Source organism: bacterium, assembly GCA_023382385.1.
GTDB lineage: Bacteria > Electryoneota > RPQS01 > RPQS01 > RPQS01 > JABWCQ01.
This window is the reverse complement of record JAHDVH010000001.1, coordinates 855805-878439: the sequence shown is the minus strand read 5'-3', so window position 1 is coordinate 878439 and position 22635 is coordinate 855805. Positions and strand designations below refer to the sequence as shown.

The following is a 22635-nucleotide window of genomic DNA, read 5'->3' as shown; positions in this document are numbered from 1 at the left end:
AGCGACGGATACACTCCGTCGCTTTGTCCATACGTACTATTGGACAATCGGAGACAATAATGTCGGAAGTCTTGGATCGACTGAGTGTGAACACGATTCGTGGATTGGCAATTGACGCTGTGCAAGCGGCCAACTCTGGCCATCCTGGATTGCCGTTGGGAGCCGCGGTCATGGGGTATGCGATCTATCAGAAACACCTGAGACACAATCCCCTTGATCCCGCGTGGCCCAATCGCGACAGGTTCGTGTTGTCAGCAGGGCATGGATGTGCCTTGCTCTATTCGTTGCTGCACTTGACAGGCTATGACTTGTCAATGGAGCAGCTGAAAAACTTCCGGCAATGGAACAGCATTACGCCCGGGCATCCTGAGTTGGGATTGACTCCGGGAGTCGAAGCCACAACCGGACCTCTCGGGCAGGGTGTAGGTAACATCGTCGGAATCGCGATTGCCCGCGAGATCTTGGCAGCGATGTTCAATCGGGAAGGACACGAGATCATAAACTTCCGTGTCTTTGGAATATGTTCCGATGGCGATTTGATGGAAGGCGTGGCTGCCGAGGCGGCATCCTTGGCCGGGCACCTCGGGCTGGGTTCGATTGTCCTGCTCTACGATGACAACCGCATCACGATAGACGGCTCCACCGATATTGCGTTCACTGAAGATGTCGGTGCTCGTTTTGAGAGCATGGGCTGGCACGTGCTCGCCTGCGACGGCATGGATTTGAACGAAGTAGACGGTGCAATCCGCGAAGGGATCGCCGAAAACACTCGGCCCACTTTGATTCGCTGCCGCACGCAGATCGGATTTGGTTCGCCGAACAGAGCGGGAACCTCAAAAGTGCACGGCTCCCCGCTCGGTGACGAAGAGCTAAAGTTGACGAAGCGAGCATTAGGTTTGCCGGAAAATGAGCCATTCTTTGTTCCCTCCGAAGTGTTCAAGCACATGGGTGCGGCACGTACAAGAGGAGTGGAACTGCAAGCAACTTGGCAGAGTTTACTTGAGGACGCGCACAAAGCTCACCCGGGGCTTCAATCGGAATGGCAACAGTTCTGGTCGCGTCGCCTGCCGGAAAAGTGGGCGGATACGCTGCCAAGTTGGAAGACAGGCGACAAGCAAATTGCGACCCGCAAAGCGTCGGAGATGTGTCTACATGCGTTGAAAGACTCGCCGTGGATTGTCGGTGGCAGTGCGGACCTTGTCGAGTCGAACTTGACCTACCTTGAAGGCCGCGGCGACTTTCAGAAGAGCACGCGAGGCGGAAGGAATATCCGTTTTGGCATCCGCGAGCATGCGATGGGCGCGATTCTGAATGGTATCGCCAGTTCCGCCCCGTTCATCCCTTTCGGAGCAACGTTCTTGAATTTTCTGGATTATATGAAGCCGTCCGTACGGCTCGCTGCCCTCTCGCATTTGCCCGTGCTGTATGTCTTTACTCATGACAGCATCGGCTTGGGTGAAGATGGCCCGACGCATCAGCCAATAGAGCACTTATCACACCTTCGTGCTACTCCTAACTTGTGGACGATGCGGCCCGCCGACGCAAATGAAACGGCACAATGTTACCGCGCTGCGCTGGAGCGGGCTGATGGGCCAGTTGCACTCTGCTTGACACGGCAGGCGTTGCCGATTCTGCCTTATGAGGGTGAACAGAATCCTGTGGAGTTAGGCGCGTACATAATCGCCGACGCAGCCGATGGTTCCCCGGATGTGATTCTGTTAGCCAGCGGAAGCGAAGTGGAAATCGCGATGGCAGCGAAAACGCTGATTGAACGGGAAGGAGTTCACGCTCGAATCGTTTCCGTTCCGTGCATGGAACTTTTTGACATGCAGCCAAAAGCGTATCGGGATCACGTTCTGCCGCGGGATGTCCGAGCACGCGTTGCGATAGAAGCGGCTGCGACTCTCAGCTGGTGGAAGTATGTCGGGCTGGACGGAGAGGTAATTGGTCTGGATCGATTTGGTGCGTCCGCGCCTGCTAAAACCATTTATGAGAAGCTCGGGTTAACGGCGGAAAATGTCGCGCTCAAGGCGATGGCCGTTTACCAAACGCTAAACAGAGGCGATGCGAAATGAAGCTTGCCATTGGATCCGATCATGCAGGGTTTGAGCTGAAGAGAGATCTGCTTCCGTGGCTGTCCGAACTTGGGCATGAGGTAATCGACGTCGGCACTCACTCAACACAAGCTGTGGACTATCCCGATTTTGCACGAGCCGTCGGACTTGAGCTCGTGTCTCATCGCGTTTCCCGCGGAATCATCATTTGCGGCAGCGGTGTTGGTGCCTGTGTCGCAGCAAACAAGATGAAGGGGATTCGCGCTGGAATGTGCCACGACTCGTATTCCGCGCGACAAGGCGTTGAGCACGATGACATGAACGTCCTCTGTCTTGGATCGCGTATCATAGGAATCGAGCTTGCAAGGGAAGTAATCAAAGCGTTCTTGAACGCGAGTTATTCGGGACTCGATCGACATCAACGCCGGCTCGAGAAAGTGTTGGCTATCGAGGCAGCAGGCAAGTAAAGATTGACAACAGAATTGAGGAAATAGATATGAGTCACCCTATCATGAAAGCGACGCTCGACCTCGGTCAGTCCTTATGGTTGGATTACATCAGCCGTGATCTGATGAATTCCGGCGGACTGGAGCGGCACGTCGCGGAAGGATTGCGCGGCATGACGTCCAATCCGACAATCTTTGAGAAAGCGATTGCGAGTAGTACCGACTATGACGATGACGTCCGCAAGGGGATTGCGAGTGATTTGTCTCCACAGGCTGTCTTCGAGAATCTTGCCGTCAGCGATGTCTCCCGCGCTTGTGATATGCTGATGAGCGTTTACAATGAGTCCGAGGGAGTGGACGGATACGTGAGTCTTGAGGTTTCGCCGAAGCTTGCGCATGACACGCAGGGAACAATTCAGGAAGCACAGCGTCTGTGGGAGCGCGTAAGTCGTCCCAATCTGATGATCAAGGTTCCCGGAACCGAGGCGGGGCTGCCTGCTGTGCACGAGCTGTTGACTCGCGGAGTCAATGTGAACATCACTTTGCTGTTCACACTCGCTCAATACAAGCAAGTGCTCGAAACCTATCTGCAGGCACTCGAACTGCGGCTGAAGAGGCGAGAGGACCTAAGGCGTGTAGCCTCTGTCGCAAGTTTCTTCGTCAGCAGAATTGACTCTGTGGCAGATACACAGGCCGAGAAGGCCGGTCGTCACGACCTTGCAGCCAAAGCCGCGATTGCCAATGCGTGTTTGGCCTACGAGCACTTCTTGACGGTGACATCAAGTTCACGTTGGGCGACGCTCGCTGCTGCGGGTGCGCGCGTCCAGCGGCCCCTCTGGGCTTCGACGTCCACCAAAAACCCTGAGTATTCTGATGTGCTCTATGTTGACGAGCTTATCGCGCCGGATACCGTGAATACGGTTCCCCCGCAGACGTTAACTGCATTTAAGGATCACGGCAAGCCCTCGCACAAGCTGCTCAAGAATATGGAGTCCGCGCATGCCACGATTGCCGAGTTTTTGAGGGTTGGAATAGACATCAATCAAATTGCGTTTGACCTGATCGAGGACGGGGTGGTTAAGTTTGCGCAATCTTACGACGCCATGCTGGATGCTATCGCGGCGAAGATGAAGGCGGGCGTGTCGGCCTGACAGTTGAAGTTGGCGAATATGAAGCGGCAGGCCCAGAAGCCTGCCGCTTTTAGCTTATGTCACACAGATTTAATGTCGTGACTTGGAAGAAGCTATGGGTGTGCGCCTGGTCTCTTGAATGACTGGTTCCGGTGCCGGTTCAGACGGCTTGCCGTTTTTGTTCATTAGTTGCTCTGCTTGCACAGCCTCTTGGGTCGGGGCGGCAACCTGCGATTGCCAGTGCACGACGCCGGAGGTAATGTCATAGACGGCAGAGAGCACAATGCACCTGCCGCAAGTAACGGCTTCTTCTATCGCGCGCGAGCCGGACAGAAGACTCATCGCGCCGACCCGTGCGTTCTCTCGAATGACTCCGTCATATAGCGACGAACCGTCGTAGCCTTTTGCTTCGCATGCCGAAACGCTTGGGCGAATGTGTTCGATCAAGGAGTTGACGGGTTCGGGATATGCCGTTTCGGCGAGTGCCGCACCGACTGCTCCACAGTTCGAATGACCCATGACAACAATCACAGGACAACTCAAGTGGTCGACTGCATAGTCTGCGGAAGCCACGATTTCGCGTGATGTGACGTTGCCGGCAACGCGAATAACGAATAGATCTCCAAGTCCGGCATCAAAGATCTGTTCTGGCGGCACGCGCGAGTCGGAACATGTGATGATGCATGCATAAGGCGTCTGCCCGCCCGAGACTTCGCGTCGGCGATGCTCGCCGCTGTCCCGACGGCTTGGTTTCCCATTGACAAAGCGGTCGTTGCCATCGCGCAACCTCGCAAGGGACTGGTCCACCGTCCAAGTCTGGTTCCGCTCCGCGGAAAGACCGACTGCACCCCAAATCAGGCACAACGTCAGAGTGATTATCTTCATAGGGATCCTACATTAACTATTTGCGGATCGCGCAAATGTCATTCCATCCGCAAAAGTTTCGTCGCGATTTTTGTTCGGCGCATTCTTTGCGATGAAATTGTATGATTCTCAATGTCACAGTATAGATTTCAGCCTCTATGAGCAATGCTATGTCAACCATAAGTCCTCATGTGTCGCGCAGCCGACTGGACGAAATCGGCATGGGCGATCCATCGTTCACTGCGGAACTCATCGATATCATGCTTGAAGACGGGAATTCGCGCGTGCATATGTTGCGTCAGGCGTATGAAGCTCAGGAAATGGAGAGTGTTGGCAAGCTTGCGCACTCGCTGAAAGGCGCCGCGTTAAATGTCGGCGCAAATGCCTTAGCCGATCTCTGCGCCTCGATTGACGACACGGCGCGCAAATTGCGCATCTTAGTTGAGGCGAGCAGAATTGAAGCACTGGAGCAGGAGTTTGCTCACGTCTCGCACGAACTACTGACCATCAAATCCGAGCTCACTCGATGAAGGTCCTCGCCGTTGATGACGACCGCGTTACCTTGATGACGTTGGAGCGACTACTGTCCAAGTTCGGCTATGAAACGTTGACGGCCATGAATGGAACGGAGGCGTTGCGCTGCTTCCTCGAGCACAAGCCCAGAATTCTGATCACGGATTGGATGATGCCGGAAATGGACGGCCCCACTATCGTCAAGACAATTCGTGCTTTTGGAGAAACGGATTACACCTACATCATCATGCTGACATCTCTGCAGGACAAAGACGACATGCTTGCTGGGATGCTTGCCGGTGTGGACGAGTTCCTGACAAAACCGATAGACCCGGAGCAACTGCGAGCGAGGATGCGGGTCGGCAAGCGGATCATGACGCTGCAGGAGACGCTTGCTGCACGGGTCCGCGATCTTGAGGCGGAGCGGCAGCACGTCCGAATGCTGCAAGGTTTTCTGCCGATTTGCGCATATTGCAAGAAGATCCGCGATGACGAAAACCTCTGGTCGCAGATTGAAGAGTATATCTCTGAGCATCAGGAAAACGTGCAGTTTTCCCACTCAATATGTCCCGATTGCTTTGAGTCAAAGGTCAAGCCCATGCAAGAGGCATTCTTCGCGAAGAAAGCCTCCGAGCAGATTGCCGAAGTTAGCTGATCTCATGCTTACCGCCTCAGCAACGGCCACTGTAAGGTGGCCGTTCTTTGTTGCATGCCCTTGCATGAGACGGAGACGTGATGTATATTCGGAAAAGGAGGAACTCCATGACTCGTGATCAAGCCGCAGCTTTCATAGACCACACCCTTCTCAAGGCGGAAGCGACCTCAGCGCAGATTGAGAAATTGTGCGATGAGGCGGTACATTACAAATTTAAGACAGTCTGTGTCAATTCCCGATTTGTCAAGTCATGCACCAAACGCCTGCAGGGCAGTGGAGTAACTGTGTGCACTGTCGTGGGATTTCCGCTCGGCGCGATGAGCACCGAGGCGAAGCTTGCGGAGGCGACACTTGCAATCGCCGACGGCGCATTAGAAGTAGACATGGTATTGTGGATTGGTGGTCTTCTGAGCGGAGAGGACGACTTGGTTGCAAATGACATAGGCCAACTCGCGTATGCCTGCCGTGAACGCGGTGCGGTCCTCAAAGTCATTTTTGAAACTGCGGTACTCTCCGAACCACAGATCGTTCGTGCTTGCCGGCTTTGTATTGTAGCCGGCGCTCATTGGGTGAAAACGTCAACTGGATTTGGTGCAGGCGGAGCGACTGTCGAAGCAGTCAAATTGATGCATCGTGAGGTTGCGCCTAATGGACTGAAGGTAAAGGCTTCAGGAGGGATTCGCACACTTGCCGATTTTAAGCGGATGATTGAAGCGGGAGCCGAGCGCATTGGAACCTCCAGTGGCGTGGCGATTCTGGATGAAATTCCATGACCGCCGCTTTTGCAAGAAACGCGCGGGCGGCCAACTGACCGCCCGTTCGTTTTGAAGTCTGTTGGCAGATCAATTTGGCAAACCGTCGACCGTCGCTCTTAGTTCGGCCTCTTGCGTTGCGTCGGGTGACTCCTGCAGGAACACCTTCCATCCAACTGAGATCGGAACGCAAAGCCCCATGTTTTTGTCCGTACAGTAAGCGAGCGACAGCATCACAGAAAGTTCCGCTTTGTCTGAAAGTGTGGATGCAGGAAGCATTACACGCACTGGAAGTTCGGCGCTTGCGGCCAGTCCTTCAAGGGCTGAATCGCCACCCGCGACCGCGTAACCCACAGGTGCGTCCCGATTCAGATGCACTCCGGAGGGAAGTGAGACATTTAGCAGCAGTGTCAAGTCACTACCCCGTTGAAAGTTCACGGTCGCTTCGGCTTCGAAATCATGCTTGAGCATCAAACTTTCCATCGATCGCAGTCCCATGAGATGGAATTCCGACCAACGCCGGTCGCTAAGTGACATACGAATTATCCGGTCATGATTTGTGTCGGCAATGTAGAGCCAGTTTCCGCTAACTGAGAGGCCGCCGGGTTCGTAGAGAGAAAGTTCGCCGGAATCTTCCGTTTGACGATTCGGCTTGCCGGATCCGATGACATCGCTTGACTGTTTGCTCTCAAGATCGAGCCGCTTGATCTTGTGATTGTACGTATCGGCAACAATCACGTCGCCGTTGTGTATGGCCACGCCGAGCGGATGCTGAAGAAGTGTCCGGTTGAAAGAACCGGTACGATCGCCAAAGTCAAACAAACCTGTTCCCACCAGAGTCTCCACAGCGGTCGTCTTGACATCAGCACGGCGGACCGCACTCACCTCGCTATCTGCGAAGTAGAGCCACTCACCATGCAGGGCGAGTCCCGATGGCTGAGCAAGCGCGGCTGTTCGCGTGCCAATGCCATCTGTGATGTCTTCACGTCCCGAGCCAACCCAGGCGCGTGCAACTCCCGTCGGCAGATCAAGCGTCCACAATTGGTGGGGTCCTGCCATGGCAATGTACAGTGTGTTGCCGTCAAGTACCACGTCCCACGGACTGTTCAAGCCTTGCGCTGTGCCTATGCCCCCGCCTAGCCGATCGTACACCTGTTCACCTGTGCCGCTGATTGTTGTGACGGCTCTCGACTTCAAATCAAGTCTTCGGATGAGATGATTGTCTGTGTCGGCGACGTAGAGAAGATCACGCTGCTCATCCCAATCCATTCCCTGCGGATTGTTGAATTCCGCATCCGCAAAACCGCCGTCGCTTCTCCCTTTCAATCCAGACCCCGCTATCGAGATCACTTTGCCGCTGCTATCCGCGACGATGATGCGATCGTGGTTGGAGTCCGCGATGAACACCCTGTCTTTTCGTGCGAGAACTTTTCCGGGGAATGACAGTCCCGATCGGGCAGGGACACGCGAGTTCCGCTTGAAGTCCGGTGGTCCTGCAGCAAGCACGCCCTTGTCGCGGCCTTCATCGAGCAGTGCCGCAATGATTCCGTCCAGTATCTCACGGTTTCCTTCGCCTGAAAGCTGCCCGACAACTCGGCCTTCTGCGTCAATTATCCCCAGCGTCGGCCAGGCACGCACGCCATACTCTGTCCAGATCCGATGGTGCTCGTCCACAATCACAGGATGGTTGATATTGTAGCGCTGGCAGGCGGTGAGGATGTTCTGTTGATCTCCCTCATTATCAAATTTGGCTGAATGCACTCCGATTACAACTACAGGCTCCGAGGCGTATTTCTTCTCGATATAGTCAAGGTCCGGTAAAATATGCATGCAGTTGATGCAGCAGTAAGTCCAGAAGTCGAGGACGACAATGCGCCCTCTTAAATCCTCTTGCACGTACAGAGGTCGGTCGGTATTAACCCATGCGAAATTCCGCGGAAATTCCGGTGCAAGGACACGATTCAAGGGCAGTTGCGGACGAGGCATTTTAGTTTTCTCCGCGTGAGGGGCATCAGTGACTACCTGTGCCGGGGACTTAAAAGGAAACGGCAACGGCGCCGAACTCGGAACTCCCGAATAAGTCGCCAGAATTAGCAGAGCTGCAAGCAACAAGAGTGTTCCCAGCCGTATCCAGTGAGAATTGCTCATGAAAAGGGAGATTGCGAGGCGAAACGAGGGCTAAGGCTTTACCACATGACGGCTCATTGTCAAAAAAGTTCCCTTGTTAGAATTGCCCGAAAGTTAAGTTCATTGCTTATAACTCCTTAAAATTCGAGTGTTGGGAAACTTCCCAAGGTCTGGCGAGTTCCTTCCTTGACTGAGGCAACGATTTTCCGTATTTTGTAAGACTTGAACTTTCACGAGTTGGATATGCCCCGCGATTCAAAATCCCGTACTTCTGACCCCAAGAATATCAGCTTGACCAACGAGCCCTCCTCGTCTGAGCGCCCCTCACACTTTGTCGAAAATGCGCTCTGGGATCAGCCGAGCTACTACCGAGTGCTGCGGCGCTCCCACCCTGCAAATACTATTGTAGGTGTGCGCGGCGTGGCGGTCGGCGGAACCGAACTGACCGTCATGGCCGGACCGTGCGCAGTCGAGTCGCCGCAACAGCTGATTGCTGCCGCGGAGCATGCTGCTGCAGGGGGAGCACACCTGTTACGTGGAGGAGCTTTTAAGCTGCGCACGTCACCCTATTCGTTTTCAGGTTTGGGCGAAGCCGCGTTAAAACTGCTGTCGGAAGCGCGCCGTGTTTCCGGTCTGCCGATCGTTACTGAAGTTGTGGATGAAGAGAGTGTGCTGCTTGCCGCCGCGCACGCAGACATGCTGCAAATCGGGACCCGCAATATGCACAACTACGTGCTCTTGAAGCAAGCCGCGGCAACGGGCAAACCGATTCTTCTGAAACGGGGGATGGCCGCAACTCTGGAAGAATTCCTGAATGCTGCCGAGTACATCATGGCCGCAGGAAATGACCAAGTCGTGCTTTGTGAACGCGGAATTCGCACGTTTTCGGACTTCACGCGAAACACTCTTGACTTGAACATCGTTCCAGCCCTGAAACAGCTCTCGCATTTACCGGTCATAACCGATCCCTCGCACGGCACCGGCCGCCGCGACTTGGTGGCTCCAATGGCCCGTGCGTCGATCGCTGCCGGCGCGGACGGCGTGCTCTTGGAAATGCACCCCGATCCCGAGAAGGCTCTGTCGGACGGTTATCAATCGCTCGACCCCGATGAATTTACCGAACTTGTTTCGGATCTCGCACGTCTTGCCCCGATTGTTGGGCGCACCTTGAGTGTTCGTGGAAAATAAGTTCGCAACCGCGCGAGTTACGGCTGCCGAACAGCCGCTACGCGCGCGAATTACTCTTTCGGGTGACAAATCTGTCTCGATTCGTCGGGCACTCTTCTCGCTGCTTGAGTCACGACCCGTTTTGCTGGAGAACTTCGGAACCGGCGCCGACTGCCAGACTGCTCTAACTTGCATCGAAACGCTTGGCAAGCAGGTCAAGCGCGAAGGCAATCAGCTTGTCATCAGCGGTGAGGCCACTCGCTCCGGTATGACGCTTGATTGTCGGAACTCAGGAACGACCGCAAGAATGCTGATGGGCATGCTGGCAGGACGTGAAGGAGAGTGGAGGATCATCGGCGACGAATCGCTGAGCCGTAGACCGATGGGACGGGTCGCTGAGCCGTTGCAACTGATGGGTGCCAAGATTGACTTGCAGAAAGGCGGGACTCTTCCCGCCCGCATTCTCGGAACTGATTTGCAGGGCAGAGAACACGACTTGCCTTTCGCAAGTGCACAAGTCAAGAGTGCGCTGTTGCTCGCCGGTCTCTTTGCACGCGGCATGACAAGAGTGCGTGAGCCTTTCGCTTCAAGGGATCACACAGAAAGATTACTGGGGCTGCGGCAGAGTGAGGATGGTTTCTGGAGCGTCATGCGCGAAATGACTGCGGATCATACACCTGAACTTAGTGGCCTGATTCCAGGAGATCTTTCAAGCGCTGCCTTCTGGGCGGTAGCAGCTCTGCTTGTTCCCGACTCTGAAATTTCGATTGAAAATGTACTCCTGAATCCCCTCCGTGCGGGATGGTTCGAGATTCTTCGGCGTGCCGGAGCCAATGTCTCCGCATCGGTAAGCGAAATGGTTTGTGCCGAACCGATGGGGACGATTGCAGTTCGTGCCGGTAAACTTTCACCGATGCACGTAAAAGCCGCCGAAGTGCCCACAGTTATTGACGAAATTCCCGTCCTCGCCGTGCTGGCCGCCTCCATTGATGGTGAATCCGTTTTTGAGCAGGTCGGAGAGCTGCGCCTCAAGGAAAGCGATCGCCTGACGGTGATAGCCGAGAATGTCAATGCGTTGGGTGCGAAGGCAAGCGTGCGCGGAGATAACCTGCATATCCGTGGTGTCGCGAAGTTGCATGGCGCAGCGATTGATACGCAGCGCGACCATCGCATTGCAATGGCCTTTGCGCTTGCAGGGTTGGTCGCCAAAGGAGAGTTGACCATTCAGCAGGCGGACTGCGCCGCAATTTCCTACCCTGAGTTTTTCAGGGAACTTTCACAATACTTCCCGAATTCAGTATCACTCACTTGATAGATGGCCTATCGTCTTGGACTAATTGGCGAGCATATCGCCTCGAGCTTGTCTCCCGTGCTCTTCTCATGGGCATTTCAGCAAACGGGTTCGTCGGGAAGTTATACGCTCTTTGACTTTCCACGCAGGTTGGCGCGCTCTTTCTTGTTGCGGGCTCGTGTGGACTGGGACGGACTGAATGTCACGGCGCCGCACAAAGATTTGGCGTACTCCCTTTGCGATGAGCTTTCGGAGACGGCATCTTCCGCGCGGGCTGTGAATACGTTGTTGCGCAGACAAAGCAAGCTAATCGGCTATAACACCGATGTGGCCGGTTTCCGCTATGCCCTCGAGCAAAAACTTGAATCCGTTTCGCGCACGGACCGCGTTTTGATCATTGGAACGGGCGGGGCCGCCCGCGCCTGCATGGTCGCGGTTGCACAGATCGCTTCTCCTGTCGAAATTGCAGTGGCTTCGCGGAGGCCGGCCGATGCACTGGAGCGCGTTTCCACAGTTCTGCCAAGTCCCTTTGCGCCGACTTTGTTGACACACACAAAGGCTCGCAAACGTCTCCCAGACTTCGACCTGATAGTGCAGGCAACACCGGTCGGAAGCGTTGCACACCCGGGATTTCCCCTCGACCCCCCGTTTGCATTTAAGGCGGGCGCATTGGTCTTTGACTTGGTTTATGCGCCGCGTAAGACGCTCTTTCTGGAAGCCGCAAAGTCCTTTAACACAGTCACGGAAAACGGGTTGCTGATGCTGCTGGCGCAGGCCGCTGAAAGTTTTCAAATCTGGACCGGCAAGCCGTTCCCGCTTGAGATTGCTGTGCGTGAATTGCTGCCCGAACTGCGCAACTCATGATTCGTTTGCTGACGGCAGGAGAGAGTCACGGGCCGAGTCTGACTGGTATCCTCGAAGGTCTGCCATCAGGACTTGCAGTTTCTGAATCTGAAATCGCGCTTGATCTGTCCCGCAGGCAGCGAGGTTATGGCCGAGGCGACAGAATGAAAATCGAGAAGGATCAAGCCAGAATCGTTGCGGGTGTTCGGTACGGAATGACACTGGGATCTCCACTCGCACTGATTATTGACAACCTCGATTGGGAAAATTGGCAGGGCAAGATGGCGGTGGGAGATCCGGGTACACAGAATCAAACTGAGAGACTCTCGAGTCCACGGCCCGGCCATGCGGACTTCGCTGGCGCGATGAAATATCATCATGATGATATTCGCAATGTTATTGAACGATCTTCGGCGCGCGAAACGGCAATGCGTGTTGCGCTCGCGGCTGTCTGTCGAAAGTTCTTTGCCGAGTTTGGTATTCGCGTCTACAGCCATGTTGTGAAGATCGCAGGAGTGTCCGCCTCATCGCCGCAAAAGAACGAGCCGTTAAGCGAGTTCTTTGCCCGAGTAGAGGAAAGCCCTGTCCGGTGCGGCGATCGGGTTGCAGAGCACCAGATGATCGAGGCCATCGACCGAGCGGTTGACGCCAAAGATACGGTCGGCGGAGTTTTTGAAGTGATTGTTGATGGACTGCCCGTCGGAGTAGGAAGCCACGTGCATTACGACCGTCGGCTCGATGGCATTCTTGCTCAGGCCATGCTCTCGATTCACGCTGCCAAAGGAGTTGAGTTCGGAATGGGATTTGGCGTATCTGATGTTTTCGGCAGTCAGGTGCATGACAGGATGTATCCTGCCCCTCATGGTGTCGTGCGCACGAGCAATTCGGCTGGCGGAATCGAAGGCGGAATGTCGAACGGTGAGCGACTGGTCATGCGCGTGGCGATGAAGCCGCTTTCCACTCTCATGCAGCCGCTCGACTCTGTGAATCTGGCAACCGGTGAAGCAGTACAAGCGCTGCGAGAGCGAAGTGACGTCTGTGTTGTTCCCGCTGCCGGAATCGTCGGCGAAGCAATGACTCTAATCGCTTTGATGAACCCCTTTATGGAAAAGTTCGGCGGTGACTCGATGACTGAGATTCGCGCGCACGTTCAATCAACCCCGCCGTCACCGTGGCAATAGTCTACTTGTGTGGACTGCCCGGTTCGGGCAAGAGTACGATCGGGCCGATGCTTGCCGAGTTGCGCGGTCAACCCTTTATCGACTTGGATCAATTGATAGAAGAACGCGCCGGAATGAAGATTCCGGCGATTTTTCTTAAACTTGGAGAGCAAAGATTCCGTGATTTTGAGAACATCTCCCTCGTGCAAGCCGCATCGCGTGGCGACAGTGTGATCGCTTTGGGCGGCGGCGCGTTGGAACGCGAAGAGAACCGCGATGTGATCGGTGCAAGCGGCTTGCTGGTCTATTTACATGCACCGATAGAACTCATCGCTGCGCGGACGCTGCATCAGACCGGGCGTCCGTTGCTGCCGGACGGGCAATCGCTTGCCGAGCGAATCGCAACGCTGGCGGACCTGCTCGGGCGCCGCAAGGCCCTGTTTGACGAAGCGCCCTTAACTTTCCCGGTCAATGACCCGGATCCCCGACAAACTGCTCTGATGATCTTTGAGACCATTGATGGACTCGTTTGAACTGAAGACTTCCTCGGGAACCGTGCCCATTCGATTCTCAGCTTCCGGCTTTGCCTGGGTTGCGAACGAGATTGATTCGTTTTACCACGCGAGACGTCCGCGAATCCTAATCGTAACCGATGAACATGTCGCTCTGCACTACCTTGCCGAATTGACTTCCGCGTTGACCCGCAGGAGCTTTGAGTGTTCGCAGCATGTGTTGCCACCCGGTGAAGAGCAGAAGAACTCCATGCGGTTGAACGAGATTCTGGACGCTCTTGCGATCAATCGATTTGCCCGGGATGACCTTATCATCGCGCTCGGCGGTGGAGTCGTGACTGATATCGCAGGGTTTGCAGCGAGTGTCTATCAACGCGGAATCGCGTGGGTTGCCGTTCCGACATCGCTGCTGGGAATGGTGGACGCTGCGATAGGCGGCAAGACGGGAATCAACCATCCGCTGGGCAAGAACCTGATTGGGGCGTTCCACCAGCCGTCGCTCGTGCTGGCGCCTCTCGCTGCTTTAGACACTCTGCCGCAACGTGATTTGCTGGCGGGAGCCGCAGAGATCGTGAAAAGCGCGCTGATCGCCGGCGGAGAATTTTGGCAGCAAATCGAACTTGCCGGACCGAACGCACTCTTGTGGACACCTGAGCAAGTTCGGGACTTCGCGACGAGAGCGGCATCTGTTAAGACTGGCATCGTCGAGCGCGATGAACGCGAAAGCGGCCAGCGAATGCTGCTCAATCTCGGACACACCTTCGGCCACGCGCTGGAACATGCGTCTGGCTATGGAAATCTGCGGCACGGAGAAGCGGTGTTTTATGGTTTGAGAGCAACGGTCTGGATGTCGCTCTACACGGAAACCCTTCATCCTAAGCGCGCAGATGAACTTCTTGGATGGCTGTCGAAACTGCCTTTGCCTGCTGCAGAATGCGACTCCACTGCTCTTTTGGGTGCGCTGCAGGCGGACAAGAAGGCGGCGGAGCGGAACCTGCGTTGGATCTTATTGCAAGACGCGGGGCGGGCGATTGTCTCTTCCGATGTCAGTTCAGCAGTCGTTGCCGAATGCGCAAATTGGCTCTGCAAGGTTGTCAAGCAGGGAACACCTGCAAATCCCAAGTCGCCACGAAAACTGCGTGTGCTCGTTATTAACGGCCCGAATCTGAATTTGCTCGGTCTACGGGAGCCTGCAGTTTATGGCACCGCCACGTATGATGAGTTGCTGATTCTGTGCGGCGATACCGCTCGGGAATTGGGCTTGGAAGTCATGGTGCGTCAGAGTAATCACGAAGGCGAATTCGTCGACCTTCTGCAGTGGGGACGCCGTTGGGCAGACGCCTTTGTGCTGAATCCGGGTGGCTATACTCACACTTCTGTGGCAATTCGAGACGCTCTCGCTGCGGCCAATGTCCCGGCTGTTGAAGTGCACATCTCGGATCCTGAGGCAAGGGAACCCTTCCGTCATGATTCGTTGATTCGCGACTTATGCCGCGCGACCGTCAAAGGAGAAGGCATTCACGGGTATCGCTGGGCGCTCGATCGGGTGGCTCAACTTGTGCCGGAAACCTCCCGTCTCCACAACCGTTAAAGGGTTACGTCCGACGACGCAACCGACCACTTGAGTTTCGCCAAAAAGTTCAGTAAGTTGAGTATTCACCGTAATCTAAGCTCGAAGTTTGTGCCTTGCGTCACAAGGCCCTTTTCTGATCGGCTCGATCATTTAAGATATTAATATACAGGAATTTAGTTAGCTATGAGCCGCGTTGTTCACAATGTTATCATTATTGGCTCCGGTCCTGCCGGACTTACGGCAGCTATCTATGCCGGGCGCGCCAATCTGAACCCCGTCGTCATCGATGGCATCCAGCCCGGTGGCCAACTCATGATTACCAGCGATGTCGAGAATTATCCCGGGTTTCCCGAAGGCATTCTGGGACCGGAGTTGATGGATCGCTTCCGCGCGCAGGCCGCACGCTTCAACACGACGTTCGTGGAAGATGAAGCTACCTCAATTGAAGTGTCCTCGCGTCCGTTCAAAGTGAATCTCGGTTCAAGCGAGCCGCTGTATGGACACGCTGTTATACTCGCGTCAGGCGCCTCCGCCAAGTGGCTCGGTCTCGAAAACGAGAAGAAGTTGCAAGGACGCGGAGTTTCAGCTTGCGCCACGTGTGACGGTTTCTTCTTTCGCGAGAAAGTGGTCGCGGTGGTCGGTGGCGGAGACACCGCGCTTGAAGAGGCGTCTTATCTGACCCGCCACGCCTCGAAAGTCTATCTCATTCACCGGCGCGATGCGTTTCGCGGCTCCAAAATCATGCAGGATCGCGTCCTGACCAATCCGAAAGTCGAAGTGATTTGGAATACGGTCATCGAAGATGTCCTGTCCGATCCCGCGCAGACGCATGTCAACGGTCTGCGCATTCGCAATGTTGTGACGAATGAATTGCGTGACTTGCCCATCGACGGCTTCTTTGTCGCGATTGGTCATGAACCGAATACGAAGATCATTCGTGATATCTTGAAAACAGACGACAACGGATACGTTCTGCACGTGCCGGATTCATCCGAGACCGACATCGAAGGCTTGTTCGTAGCAGGTGACGTGCATGACCATCACTATCGGCAGGCGATCACCGCGGCCGGTTCAGGCTGCATGGCGGCCATTGACGCCGAGAAGTGGCTGGAAGCTGAAGCCCACGCCGGCAACTTGAAACTTGCTGAAGAGGCAGTAGCCTGAATTTAGTCATGAACTTCGCGTCAATTACTTGACCGAAATTTCGAGAGAGTTTATCGTGAACGCAACTGAATTTGATATTGTTGTGCTGGGTGGCGGGCCGGGTGGCTACGTTGCGGCGTTGCGCGCCGCGCAATTGGGTTTGAAAACCTGTGTGGTCGATGAGCAACCGCTCGGCGGAGTGTGCGTCAACTGGGGATGTATCCCATCAAAGGCACTCCTCAAGACTGCGGAACTCTATGAGAACATCCTGCATGTCGCTCCCCAAATGGGAATCGACGCAAAGGTGAATGGGCTTGACTGGACCCGAGTGATCAAACGGTCACGGGAGGTTTCCGAAAAGAATTCGTCCGGCGTGGAGTTCCTTACGAAACGCAGCAAGATTCACCGTCCGGTTGGGCGATTCCGCATTTCGGGCGATCACGAAATCGAAGTCTTCGAGCGCAAAGAGCCAACTAAGGTCTTTGAGAAGATTCGCGGCAAACACATGATCATCGCCACGGGCAGCGTGAACCGCAAGATGCCGGGCGTCACTGTGGACTACAAGCGGATCATCACCTACATGGAAGCGATGTCGCTCGATCAACAGCCGAAGTCGCTGATCATCGTAGGCGCGGGGGCCATCGGGTGTGAGTTTGCGTATTTTTATCGCGCACTGGGGACGGAAGTGACGCTCATTGAGCTGCAGCCGCGTATCCTGCCTCTTGAGGACGGTGAATCGAGTAAAATTGTCGAAGGCTCCTTCAAGAAGATGGGCATGAATCTCATGACCTCCACGAAGGTCAAGAGCATCGAAGCGACTAACGGCGGTGTGAATGTCTCGATCGAAGGTCAAAGCAAGATATTGACCGCTGATCACTGTTTGGTCGCGATTGGGTTCGCGGCGAACGTAGATGGTTGGGGATTCGAAAAAACCGGTGTCGCACTCGAACGCGGATTCATCAAAGTCGATCCGTTCTTTCGCACAAATCAGCCCGGTTATTACGCGATCGGTGACGTCATCGGAGCTCCGCAGCTTGCTCATACCGCTTCGCATGAAGGCATCTGTTGCGTCGACGCCATCGCCGGTAAGCATCCCCAGCCCATTGATTACTCGAACAACCCAAGCTGCACTTACTGCCAGCCCCAAGTTGCAAGCGTAGGATTTACCGAGGAAAAGTGCAAAGAGCTGAATCTCGATTACAAAGTCGGCAGGTTTCCCTTCAGTGCGTCCGGCAAGGCTCGTGCGATTGGACACACAGAAGGTCAGGTAAAACTAATTTTCGAACGCAACTACGGTCAATTGTTGGGAGCGCATATCGTGGGTTCTGAAGCAACGGAGATGATTGCCGAACTCGCGCTCGCGCGTGCGCTCGAATGCACGCCGGAGGCGTTGTACGAAGTCGTGCATGCACATCCGACATTGACCGAAGCCGTGATGGAAGCGGCTCTCGCGGCCGACGGCCGCGCAATTCACATGTAGAGGTGTCTGCGATGAGATTTCTTTTCACACTTTTGATGCTCAGTGTCGCTTCGCTTGCCGTGGCCGGCGAGTTCGGCACAGGCGTCGCTCTTGACCAGATCGGCCAAATAGACATGCAGAATGCTCCTCAGCGGGTGATGCCGCTCTATGAGCAGGGTTGGAACGAAGGTGCCAAAGTCGGCGATCAGAAGGCTGGCAAACTTGGGTGGTTCGGTCTCGGCGTCATTGGAAACGTGCCGTTCATGTGGTTGCCGTGGGTGGTTAATCCGCGCCGTCCCGCTAAACCGCCGATTCAAGCCGAGGAAGAGTTCAACAGCGGGTTCAAGAACGGCTACCGCGCCGGCTGGAAGAATGCGCATAAAGGCTTCTACATCGCCGGAGCGATTGTCTCTACTGCCGCTCTTGTCACGGTCGCGGCCACACAGGACTGACGTATGCACAAATGGGCGATACCGTTACTGGTCGGAATACTGTTCGCACTGGGTTGCGGAAAGAGTGATGCCCCGCAAACTCAGGCCAAGCCGCAACCCGAACGGCAGGTGAGCGACCCTGCTGCATTTGTGACAGAGAGTTTTCTTGCCGAACAGCAAATGAAGCGTGCGGAACTTCGCCGGAAGCTGGATTCCCTGCACGCTCTGCCCATGGTCGAACGCAAAGAAATCACAAGTCTCATTAACCGCCGCAAAGGTGAGCTGATGAGTTTGAAAAAGAACCTGCGCAACAGCACGGTTCTAAGTCAGGCGCAGCGCGACTCATTGATCTCCCCGCTCGAGGAAGAGTCCATTGAACTTGCGGGTGACTTGATTGCCGCCGCGAAATAGACAGACCACATAACGAACTTTACGAATCTTAATGGCTAAGAACATCACCCCGCGCTCCAAAGACTATTCCCAGTGGTATGTGGATATCGTGCGCGAGGCTAAACTCGCTGATCACTCACCCGTCAAAGGCTGCATGGTCATTCGTCCCAACGGTTACTCCATCTGGGAGTCGGTGCAGCGGCAGCTTGACAAAATGTTTAAGGATACGGGGCACGTCAACGCCTACTTCCCGATGCTTATTCCGCAGAGCTTCCTCGAAAAGGAAGCTCAGCACGTCGAAGGCTTCGCGATGGAATGCGCAGTTGTCACTCACTCCGGTCTTGAGCCGGACGAGAGTGGTAAGAAGCTGAAGCCAAAAGGCAAGCTCGAAGAGAACTACGTTCTGCGTCCCACGTCGGAAACGGTGATCTGGGCGATGTATAAGAACTGGATCCAAAGCTATCGCGATCTTCCGATTCTCATCAATCAGTGGGCGAACGTCTATCGCTGGGAAATGCGCACGAGGTTGTTCTTACGGACTGCCGAGTTTCTTTGGCAGGAAGGGCACACGGCGCACGCGACCGCTGAAGAAGCCGTCGCGGAGACCATCAAGATGTTGGGCGTTTATCGTGACTTCGCCGAGAACTACATGGCGATGCCCGTGATTCACGGACTGAAGAGTGAAGGCCAGAAGTTCCCCGGTGCGGTGGATACCTATTGCATCGAAGCCATGATGCAGGACAGGAAGGCTCTGCAGGCGGGAACGTCGCATTTTCTGGGGCAGAACTTCGCCAAAGCGTTTGACGTGCAATTCCAGACGGACCACAATTCGCTTGACTACGTCTGGGCCACGTCGTGGGGCGTCTCAACCCGCTTGATTGGCGCCATCATCATGACTCACAGCGATGATGACGGAGTAGTGATTCCTCCAAGATTGGCACAATGGCCGGTGATTGTCGTGCCAATCTCGAAAAAATCCGAGGAACGCGCGCAGGTAATGCCCGCAGTGGATAAGCTTGTTCAAGAGCTGAAAGCCAATGGCACAGGTGTGCGTGTCGATGATCGTGAAAATGTAACGCCCGGCTTCAAGTTTGCAGAGGCAGAGCTTTACGGCTACCCCGTTCGGGTGGAGATCGGTCCTCGCGATCTGGCCGAAGGTAATTGCGTGGTCACGCTGCGGCACAACCGTGAGAAGAACACCTACCCGCTTTCCGGTGTCGCTCACGAAATTCCAAGGCTGCTCGATCGTATGCAAAACGATCTCTTTGAAAGTGCGCGGAGACGGATGGTCGAGAATACGTGCAGGATAGAGTCCTACGCCGAGTTTAAGGAATTTATCAAGGCAGACGGTGGATTTGCCCTTGTGCATTGGGCAGGTGATACTGCCGACGAAAAGCGTGTGCAGGAGGAAACCAAGGCCACGTTGCGCGTCATTCCAATGGAAGGCGAGAAGGAATCAGGGACTTGCATGCTGACGGGGAAGCCCTCATCGCAGCGGGTAATATTCGCAAAGGCATATTAAGGCTGGGCCGTTAAGTGACAGATACTGACGCTGCAGACTCCACATCCTCCTCTGAGCGCGACGCGCCGGCGGGATTGGTGCTCATTAACACAGGCAACGGCAAGGGTAAGACTACTGCCGCACTGGGGACCGTGCTGCGTGCCGTGGGCTATGGACATCGCGTGCTCATTGTGCAGTTCATTAAAGGCAGTTGGACCTATGGAGAAATGAAATCCATCCGCCGGCTGGAGCCTGAGGTCGAGTTTCATCGCATGGGCAAGGGGTTTGTCGGGATTGTTGATGATAACTTGCCCCGCGACCAACATGTGAAAGCCGCGCAGGAAGCTCTCGAATTTTCCATCGAGCGGCTCGCAAGCGGCGACTATCAACTTGTGTTGCTCGATGAAATCTTTGTGGCGGTGATGCTTGAGTTATTGTCTGTTAAAGATATCCATCGGGTGCTCGATGCGCGGCCGAAGCACACGACGTTGATCCTCACGGGGCGCGGAGCACCGCAGGAGATTATTGATCGCGGAGATACGGTGACTGAGATGACTGAAATCAAACATGCTTACCAGCGGGGGATCCTCGCGCAACGCGGGGTAGATTACTGATTTGAACGAAACGCAGAACAAAGATAACGCTTCGAAGAAGTCCACAAGCGCTCAGCAGCGGAAGTTTAACTTCTCGCTGTGGTATCTCGTGGCCGTGCTGCTTGCGCTGTTTATCGCGCAGGCATATATGGGCGGGCAACAGTACGAAAAACTCTCGTATTCACGCTTTAAGGAGCTGCTGAACGAAGACCGCGTAAAGCGGGTAGTTATCACGCAGGAGAACATTCGTGGCGAAGCTATGCTGGATAGCGCGGGCGTTCGCGTGCTCATGCCGTTTGAGGCTGTGCGCGTGGATGACAGTGAGCTGGTGAAGCAGCTCGAGGAGAAAGGGATCGAGTTCGAGGGACGCTTCGACTCCGACTGGCTGAAGGGCTTCTTCTTCGCGTGGGTGCTGCCGCTTGGAATCATCATCCTGCTGTGGAGCTTCTTGATTCGCAGAATGGGCGGCGGCGGGACAGGCGGCCTGATGTCCTTCGGAAAATCGCGCGCAAAAGTTTACGTCGAAAGCGCGACTAAAGTCAACTTCAAGGATGTCGCGGGAATTGACGAAGCAGTCGAGGAACTCAAGGAGGTCGTGGACTTCCTGAAGCATCCTGCGAAATTCCGCGCGCTCGGTGCGCAGATTCCGAAAGGCGTGATACTGGTCGGGCCTCCGGGAACGGGCAAGACTCTGCTTGCAAAAGCGGTCGCAGGGGAAGCCAATGTGCCGTTCTTCTCTATCTCAGGTTCGGACTTCGTCGAAATGTTTGTTGGTGTCGGCGCTGCCCGAGTGCGCGACTTGTTCAGTCAGGCGCAGGCCAAGGCTCCGTGCATCGTATTCATTGACGAGCTCGATGCGTTGGGTAAGGCACGCGGGGCAAGCCCTTGGGCGAGCCACGATGAACGCGAGCAGACGCTGAATGCGTTGCTGGTCGAGATGGACGGATTTGAAAGTTCCAAAGGCGTCATCATCATGGCCGCGACCAACCGTCCGGAAATTCTCGACATGGCTCTAATGCGGCCCGGTAGATTTGATCGGCAGGTGGTCGTGGATCCGCCGAACATCGATGGCCGGGAAGCAATTCTCCGCGTGCATTGTCGCGGGAAGAAAGTCTCCAAGGAAGTTAATCTGCGCGTCATTGCTGCGCGAACTCCCGGTTTCGCCGGAGCCGATCTGGCCAATGCGATCAACGAAGCCGCTTTGCTCGCCGCGCGCCGGGGCATGAAAGAAATCGGCATGCGGGAACTTGAAGAAGCTGTGGATCGCGAGATGACCGGAATGGAACGCCGCAGTCGTGTGCTCACACCCGAAACGAAAGAAAAGATCGCCTACCACGAGTGCGGTCACGCTTTGGTCGGAGCGAAACTTCCCAATACCGACCCGATTCACCGCGTATCCATCATTCCGCGTGGAACCGCGACGCTCGGGCATACGCTCTACCTGCCATCCGAGGAGCAATACCTGATCACCAAGCAGCAGATTGTTGACAAGATAAAGGTCGCGCTGGGTGGCCGTGCGGCGGAAGAGCTGATCTACGGGGAAATTTCTTCAGGAGCCTACAGCGACCTGCAACAGGTAACGGCCATGGCGCGCGCGATGGTGATGGATTACGGAATGTCTGAAAAGCTCGGACAGGTCGTATATCGCCGTCGTGGGCATACTCCTCGCGACAATCCGTTTCAGGTTGCGGATGATTACTACGGAGAAAAGACCGCCGAAGCAATCGATCAGGAAGTGCGCGAGATTATTGACGCGTGTTACGCAGAAGCCAAGAGTCTGCTCGATGCTCATCTCGACGTTTTGAAAAACATGACGGCGGCGCTTCTCAAAGTCGAAATTCTGGAAGGTGACGCGTTGGCCGAATTCCTCGGTAAGGACCGCATCACGGATTACTCCAAGCATATGACCGAGTCTGCGCCGGTCGAAAATGAACACGAGTCATCAGAGCAAGCGCCGAGCGAAGATGACCCTGACAACGTCGGCCAGAACCTCGATCGGGCCGGTTGAGGTCAACCACCCTTGCAACTTGC

General features: G+C 55.1%; 21 protein-coding genes. 19 read left to right on the top strand and 2 right to left on the bottom strand.

Annotated elements, in window-relative coordinates; all coding sequences use genetic code 11:
* The first annotated feature begins 59 nt into the window (after positions 1-59).
* The 3 genes from tkt to tal are packed head-to-tail and all read left to right on the top strand — an operon-like array spanning position 60 to position 3651.
* On the top strand, positions 60-2075 hold the full coding sequence (gene tkt / locus KJZ99_03960; GenBank protein MCL4305043.1) for a transketolase: 2016 nt from the start codon (positions 60-62) through the stop codon (positions 2073-2075).
* Positions 2072-2521, top strand: coding sequence for a ribose 5-phosphate isomerase B (gene rpiB / locus KJZ99_03955; protein ID MCL4305042.1), 450 nt, complete (start codon positions 2072-2074; stop codon positions 2519-2521). The genes tkt and rpiB overlap by 4 nt, the downstream gene beginning before the upstream one ends.
* 29 nt (positions 2522-2550) lie before the next feature.
* Positions 2551-3651, top strand: coding sequence for a transaldolase (tal, locus tag KJZ99_03950; protein ID MCL4305041.1), 1101 nt, complete (start codon positions 2551-2553; stop codon positions 3649-3651).
* Between the two features lie 69 nt (positions 3652-3720).
* Here the strand turns inward: tal and KJZ99_03945 are convergent, their stop codons facing one another.
* Complete coding sequence (locus KJZ99_03945) at positions 3721-4515, bottom strand: carbonic anhydrase (protein MCL4305040.1); 795 nt, start codon at positions 4513-4515, stop codon at positions 3721-3723.
* A 149-nt stretch (positions 4516-4664) separates the two neighbouring features.
* Between KJZ99_03945 and KJZ99_03940 the strand changes: the two genes are divergently transcribed.
* From KJZ99_03940 to deoC, 3 genes are all read left to right on the top strand, one after another.
* Positions 4665-5024: an Hpt domain-containing protein gene (locus KJZ99_03940; GenBank protein MCL4305039.1), complete on the top strand. Its 360-nt coding sequence runs from the start codon at positions 4665-4667 to the stop codon at positions 5022-5024.
* Entirely contained in the window at positions 5021-5662 is a 642-nt protein-coding gene (locus KJZ99_03935) for a response regulator (GenBank protein ID MCL4305038.1), read from the top strand. Before KJZ99_03940 ends, KJZ99_03935 begins: the two co-directional genes overlap by 4 nt.
* 107 nt (positions 5663-5769) lie before the next feature.
* On the top strand, positions 5770-6435 hold the full coding sequence (gene deoC, locus KJZ99_03930; GenBank protein ID MCL4305037.1) for a deoxyribose-phosphate aldolase: 666 nt from the start codon (positions 5770-5772) through the stop codon (positions 6433-6435).
* 69 nt (positions 6436-6504) lie between these two features.
* Here the strand turns inward: deoC and KJZ99_03925 are convergent, their stop codons facing one another.
* Positions 6505-8400: a redoxin domain-containing protein gene (locus KJZ99_03925; protein MCL4305036.1), complete on the bottom strand. Its 1896-nt coding sequence runs from the start codon at positions 8398-8400 to the stop codon at positions 6505-6507.
* 384 nt (positions 8401-8784) lie between these two features.
* On the opposite strand from KJZ99_03925, the gene aroF reads away from it, so the two are divergent.
* The 13 genes from aroF (at position 8785) to ftsH (ending at position 22612) form a co-directional block, all read left to right on the top strand.
* Positions 8785-9729 carry a 3-deoxy-7-phosphoheptulonate synthase gene (gene aroF, locus KJZ99_03920; GenBank protein MCL4305035.1) on the top strand — a complete coding sequence of 315 codons (945 nt, stop codon included), beginning with the start codon at positions 8785-8787 and terminating at the stop codon, positions 9727-9729.
* A complete protein-coding gene (gene aroA / locus KJZ99_03915; GenBank protein MCL4305034.1) occupies positions 9719-11020 on the top strand; it encodes a 3-phosphoshikimate 1-carboxyvinyltransferase in 1302 nt (433 codons plus the stop codon). The genes aroF and aroA overlap by 11 nt, the downstream gene beginning before the upstream one ends.
* A 3-nt stretch (positions 11021-11023) precedes the next feature.
* The gene (locus KJZ99_03910; protein MCL4305033.1) at positions 11024-11863 is read left to right on the top strand and encodes a shikimate dehydrogenase; all 840 of its coding nucleotides are present in this window, start codon (positions 11024-11026) and stop codon (positions 11861-11863) included.
* The gene (gene aroC, locus KJZ99_03905) at positions 11863-13023 is read left to right on the top strand and encodes a chorismate synthase (GenBank protein ID MCL4305032.1); all 1161 of its coding nucleotides are present in this window, start codon (positions 11863-11865) and stop codon (positions 13021-13023) included. The genes KJZ99_03910 and aroC overlap by 1 nt, the downstream gene beginning before the upstream one ends.
* Positions 13014-13535, top strand: coding sequence for a shikimate kinase (locus KJZ99_03900; GenBank protein ID MCL4305031.1), 522 nt, complete (start codon positions 13014-13016; stop codon positions 13533-13535). The genes aroC and KJZ99_03900 overlap by 10 nt, the downstream gene beginning before the upstream one ends.
* Positions 13522-15105 (top strand): 3-dehydroquinate synthase, encoded by a 1584-nt coding sequence (gene aroB / locus KJZ99_03895; GenBank protein ID MCL4305030.1) that lies wholly within the window; start codon positions 13522-13524, stop codon positions 15103-15105. The genes KJZ99_03900 and aroB overlap by 14 nt, the downstream gene beginning before the upstream one ends.
* A 165-nt stretch (positions 15106-15270) precedes the next feature.
* Entirely contained in the window at positions 15271-16251 is a 981-nt protein-coding gene (gene trxB, locus KJZ99_03890; GenBank protein ID MCL4305029.1) for a thioredoxin-disulfide reductase, read from the top strand.
* A 55-nt stretch (positions 16252-16306) separates the two neighbouring features.
* Positions 16307-17710: a dihydrolipoyl dehydrogenase gene (lpdA, locus tag KJZ99_03885; GenBank protein ID MCL4305028.1), complete on the top strand. Its 1404-nt coding sequence runs from the start codon at positions 16307-16309 to the stop codon at positions 17708-17710.
* A gap of 11 nt (positions 17711-17721) precedes the next feature.
* On the top strand, positions 17722-18141 hold the full coding sequence (locus KJZ99_03880; GenBank protein MCL4305027.1) for a hypothetical protein: 420 nt from the start codon (positions 17722-17724) through the stop codon (positions 18139-18141).
* 3 nt (positions 18142-18144) lie between these two features.
* Positions 18145-18531 (top strand): hypothetical protein, encoded by a 387-nt coding sequence (locus KJZ99_03875; protein ID MCL4305026.1) that lies wholly within the window; start codon positions 18145-18147, stop codon positions 18529-18531.
* A 31-nt stretch (positions 18532-18562) separates the two neighbouring features.
* Complete coding sequence (gene proS / locus KJZ99_03870) at positions 18563-20032, top strand: proline--tRNA ligase (protein MCL4305025.1); 1470 nt, start codon at positions 18563-18565, stop codon at positions 20030-20032.
* Positions 20033-20046: 14 nt separating this feature from the next.
* Positions 20047-20625 carry a cob(I)yrinic acid a,c-diamide adenosyltransferase gene (gene cobO, locus KJZ99_03865; GenBank protein MCL4305024.1) on the top strand — a complete coding sequence of 193 codons (579 nt, stop codon included), beginning with the start codon at positions 20047-20049 and terminating at the stop codon, positions 20623-20625.
* Positions 20618-22612 carry an ATP-dependent zinc metalloprotease FtsH gene (ftsH, locus tag KJZ99_03860; GenBank protein ID MCL4305023.1) on the top strand — a complete coding sequence of 665 codons (1995 nt, stop codon included), beginning with the start codon at positions 20618-20620 and terminating at the stop codon, positions 22610-22612. The genes cobO and ftsH overlap by 8 nt, the downstream gene beginning before the upstream one ends.
* Positions 22613-22635 lie beyond the last annotated feature (23 nt).

Excerpts from the sequence above, each read along its gene's own strand:
- tkt (MCL4305043.1), top strand. The coding sequence starts at position 60 with ATGTCGGAAGTCTTGGATCGACTGAGTGTGAACACGATTCGTGGATTG.
- rpiB (MCL4305042.1), top strand. The coding sequence starts at position 2,072 with ATGAAGCTTGCCATTGGATCCGATCATGCAGGGTTTGAGCTGAAGAGA.
- tal (MCL4305041.1), top strand. The coding sequence starts at position 2,551 with ATGAGTCACCCTATCATGAAAGCGACGCTCGACCTCGGTCAGTCCTTA.
- KJZ99_03945 (MCL4305040.1), bottom strand. The coding sequence starts at position 4,515 with ATGAAGATAATCACTCTGACGTTGTGCCTGATTTGGGGTGCAGTCGGT.
- KJZ99_03940 (MCL4305039.1), top strand. The coding sequence starts at position 4,665 with ATGTCAACCATAAGTCCTCATGTGTCGCGCAGCCGACTGGACGAAATC.
- KJZ99_03935 (MCL4305038.1), top strand. The coding sequence starts at position 5,021 with ATGAAGGTCCTCGCCGTTGATGACGACCGCGTTACCTTGATGACGTTG.
- deoC (MCL4305037.1), top strand. The coding sequence starts at position 5,770 with ATGACTCGTGATCAAGCCGCAGCTTTCATAGACCACACCCTTCTCAAG.
- KJZ99_03925 (MCL4305036.1), bottom strand. The coding sequence starts at position 8,400 with ATGCCTCGTCCGCAACTGCCCTTGAATCGTGTCCTTGCACCGGAATTT.
- aroF (MCL4305035.1), top strand. The coding sequence starts at position 8,785 with ATGCCCCGCGATTCAAAATCCCGTACTTCTGACCCCAAGAATATCAGC.
- KJZ99_03910 (MCL4305033.1), top strand. The coding sequence starts at position 11,024 with ATGGCCTATCGTCTTGGACTAATTGGCGAGCATATCGCCTCGAGCTTG.
- aroB (MCL4305030.1), top strand. The coding sequence starts at position 13,522 with ATGGACTCGTTTGAACTGAAGACTTCCTCGGGAACCGTGCCCATTCGA.
- trxB (MCL4305029.1), top strand. The coding sequence starts at position 15,271 with ATGAGCCGCGTTGTTCACAATGTTATCATTATTGGCTCCGGTCCTGCC.
- KJZ99_03880 (MCL4305027.1), top strand. The coding sequence starts at position 17,722 with ATGAGATTTCTTTTCACACTTTTGATGCTCAGTGTCGCTTCGCTTGCC.
- KJZ99_03875 (MCL4305026.1), top strand. The coding sequence starts at position 18,145 with ATGCACAAATGGGCGATACCGTTACTGGTCGGAATACTGTTCGCACTG.
- proS (MCL4305025.1), top strand. The coding sequence starts at position 18,563 with ATGGCTAAGAACATCACCCCGCGCTCCAAAGACTATTCCCAGTGGTAT.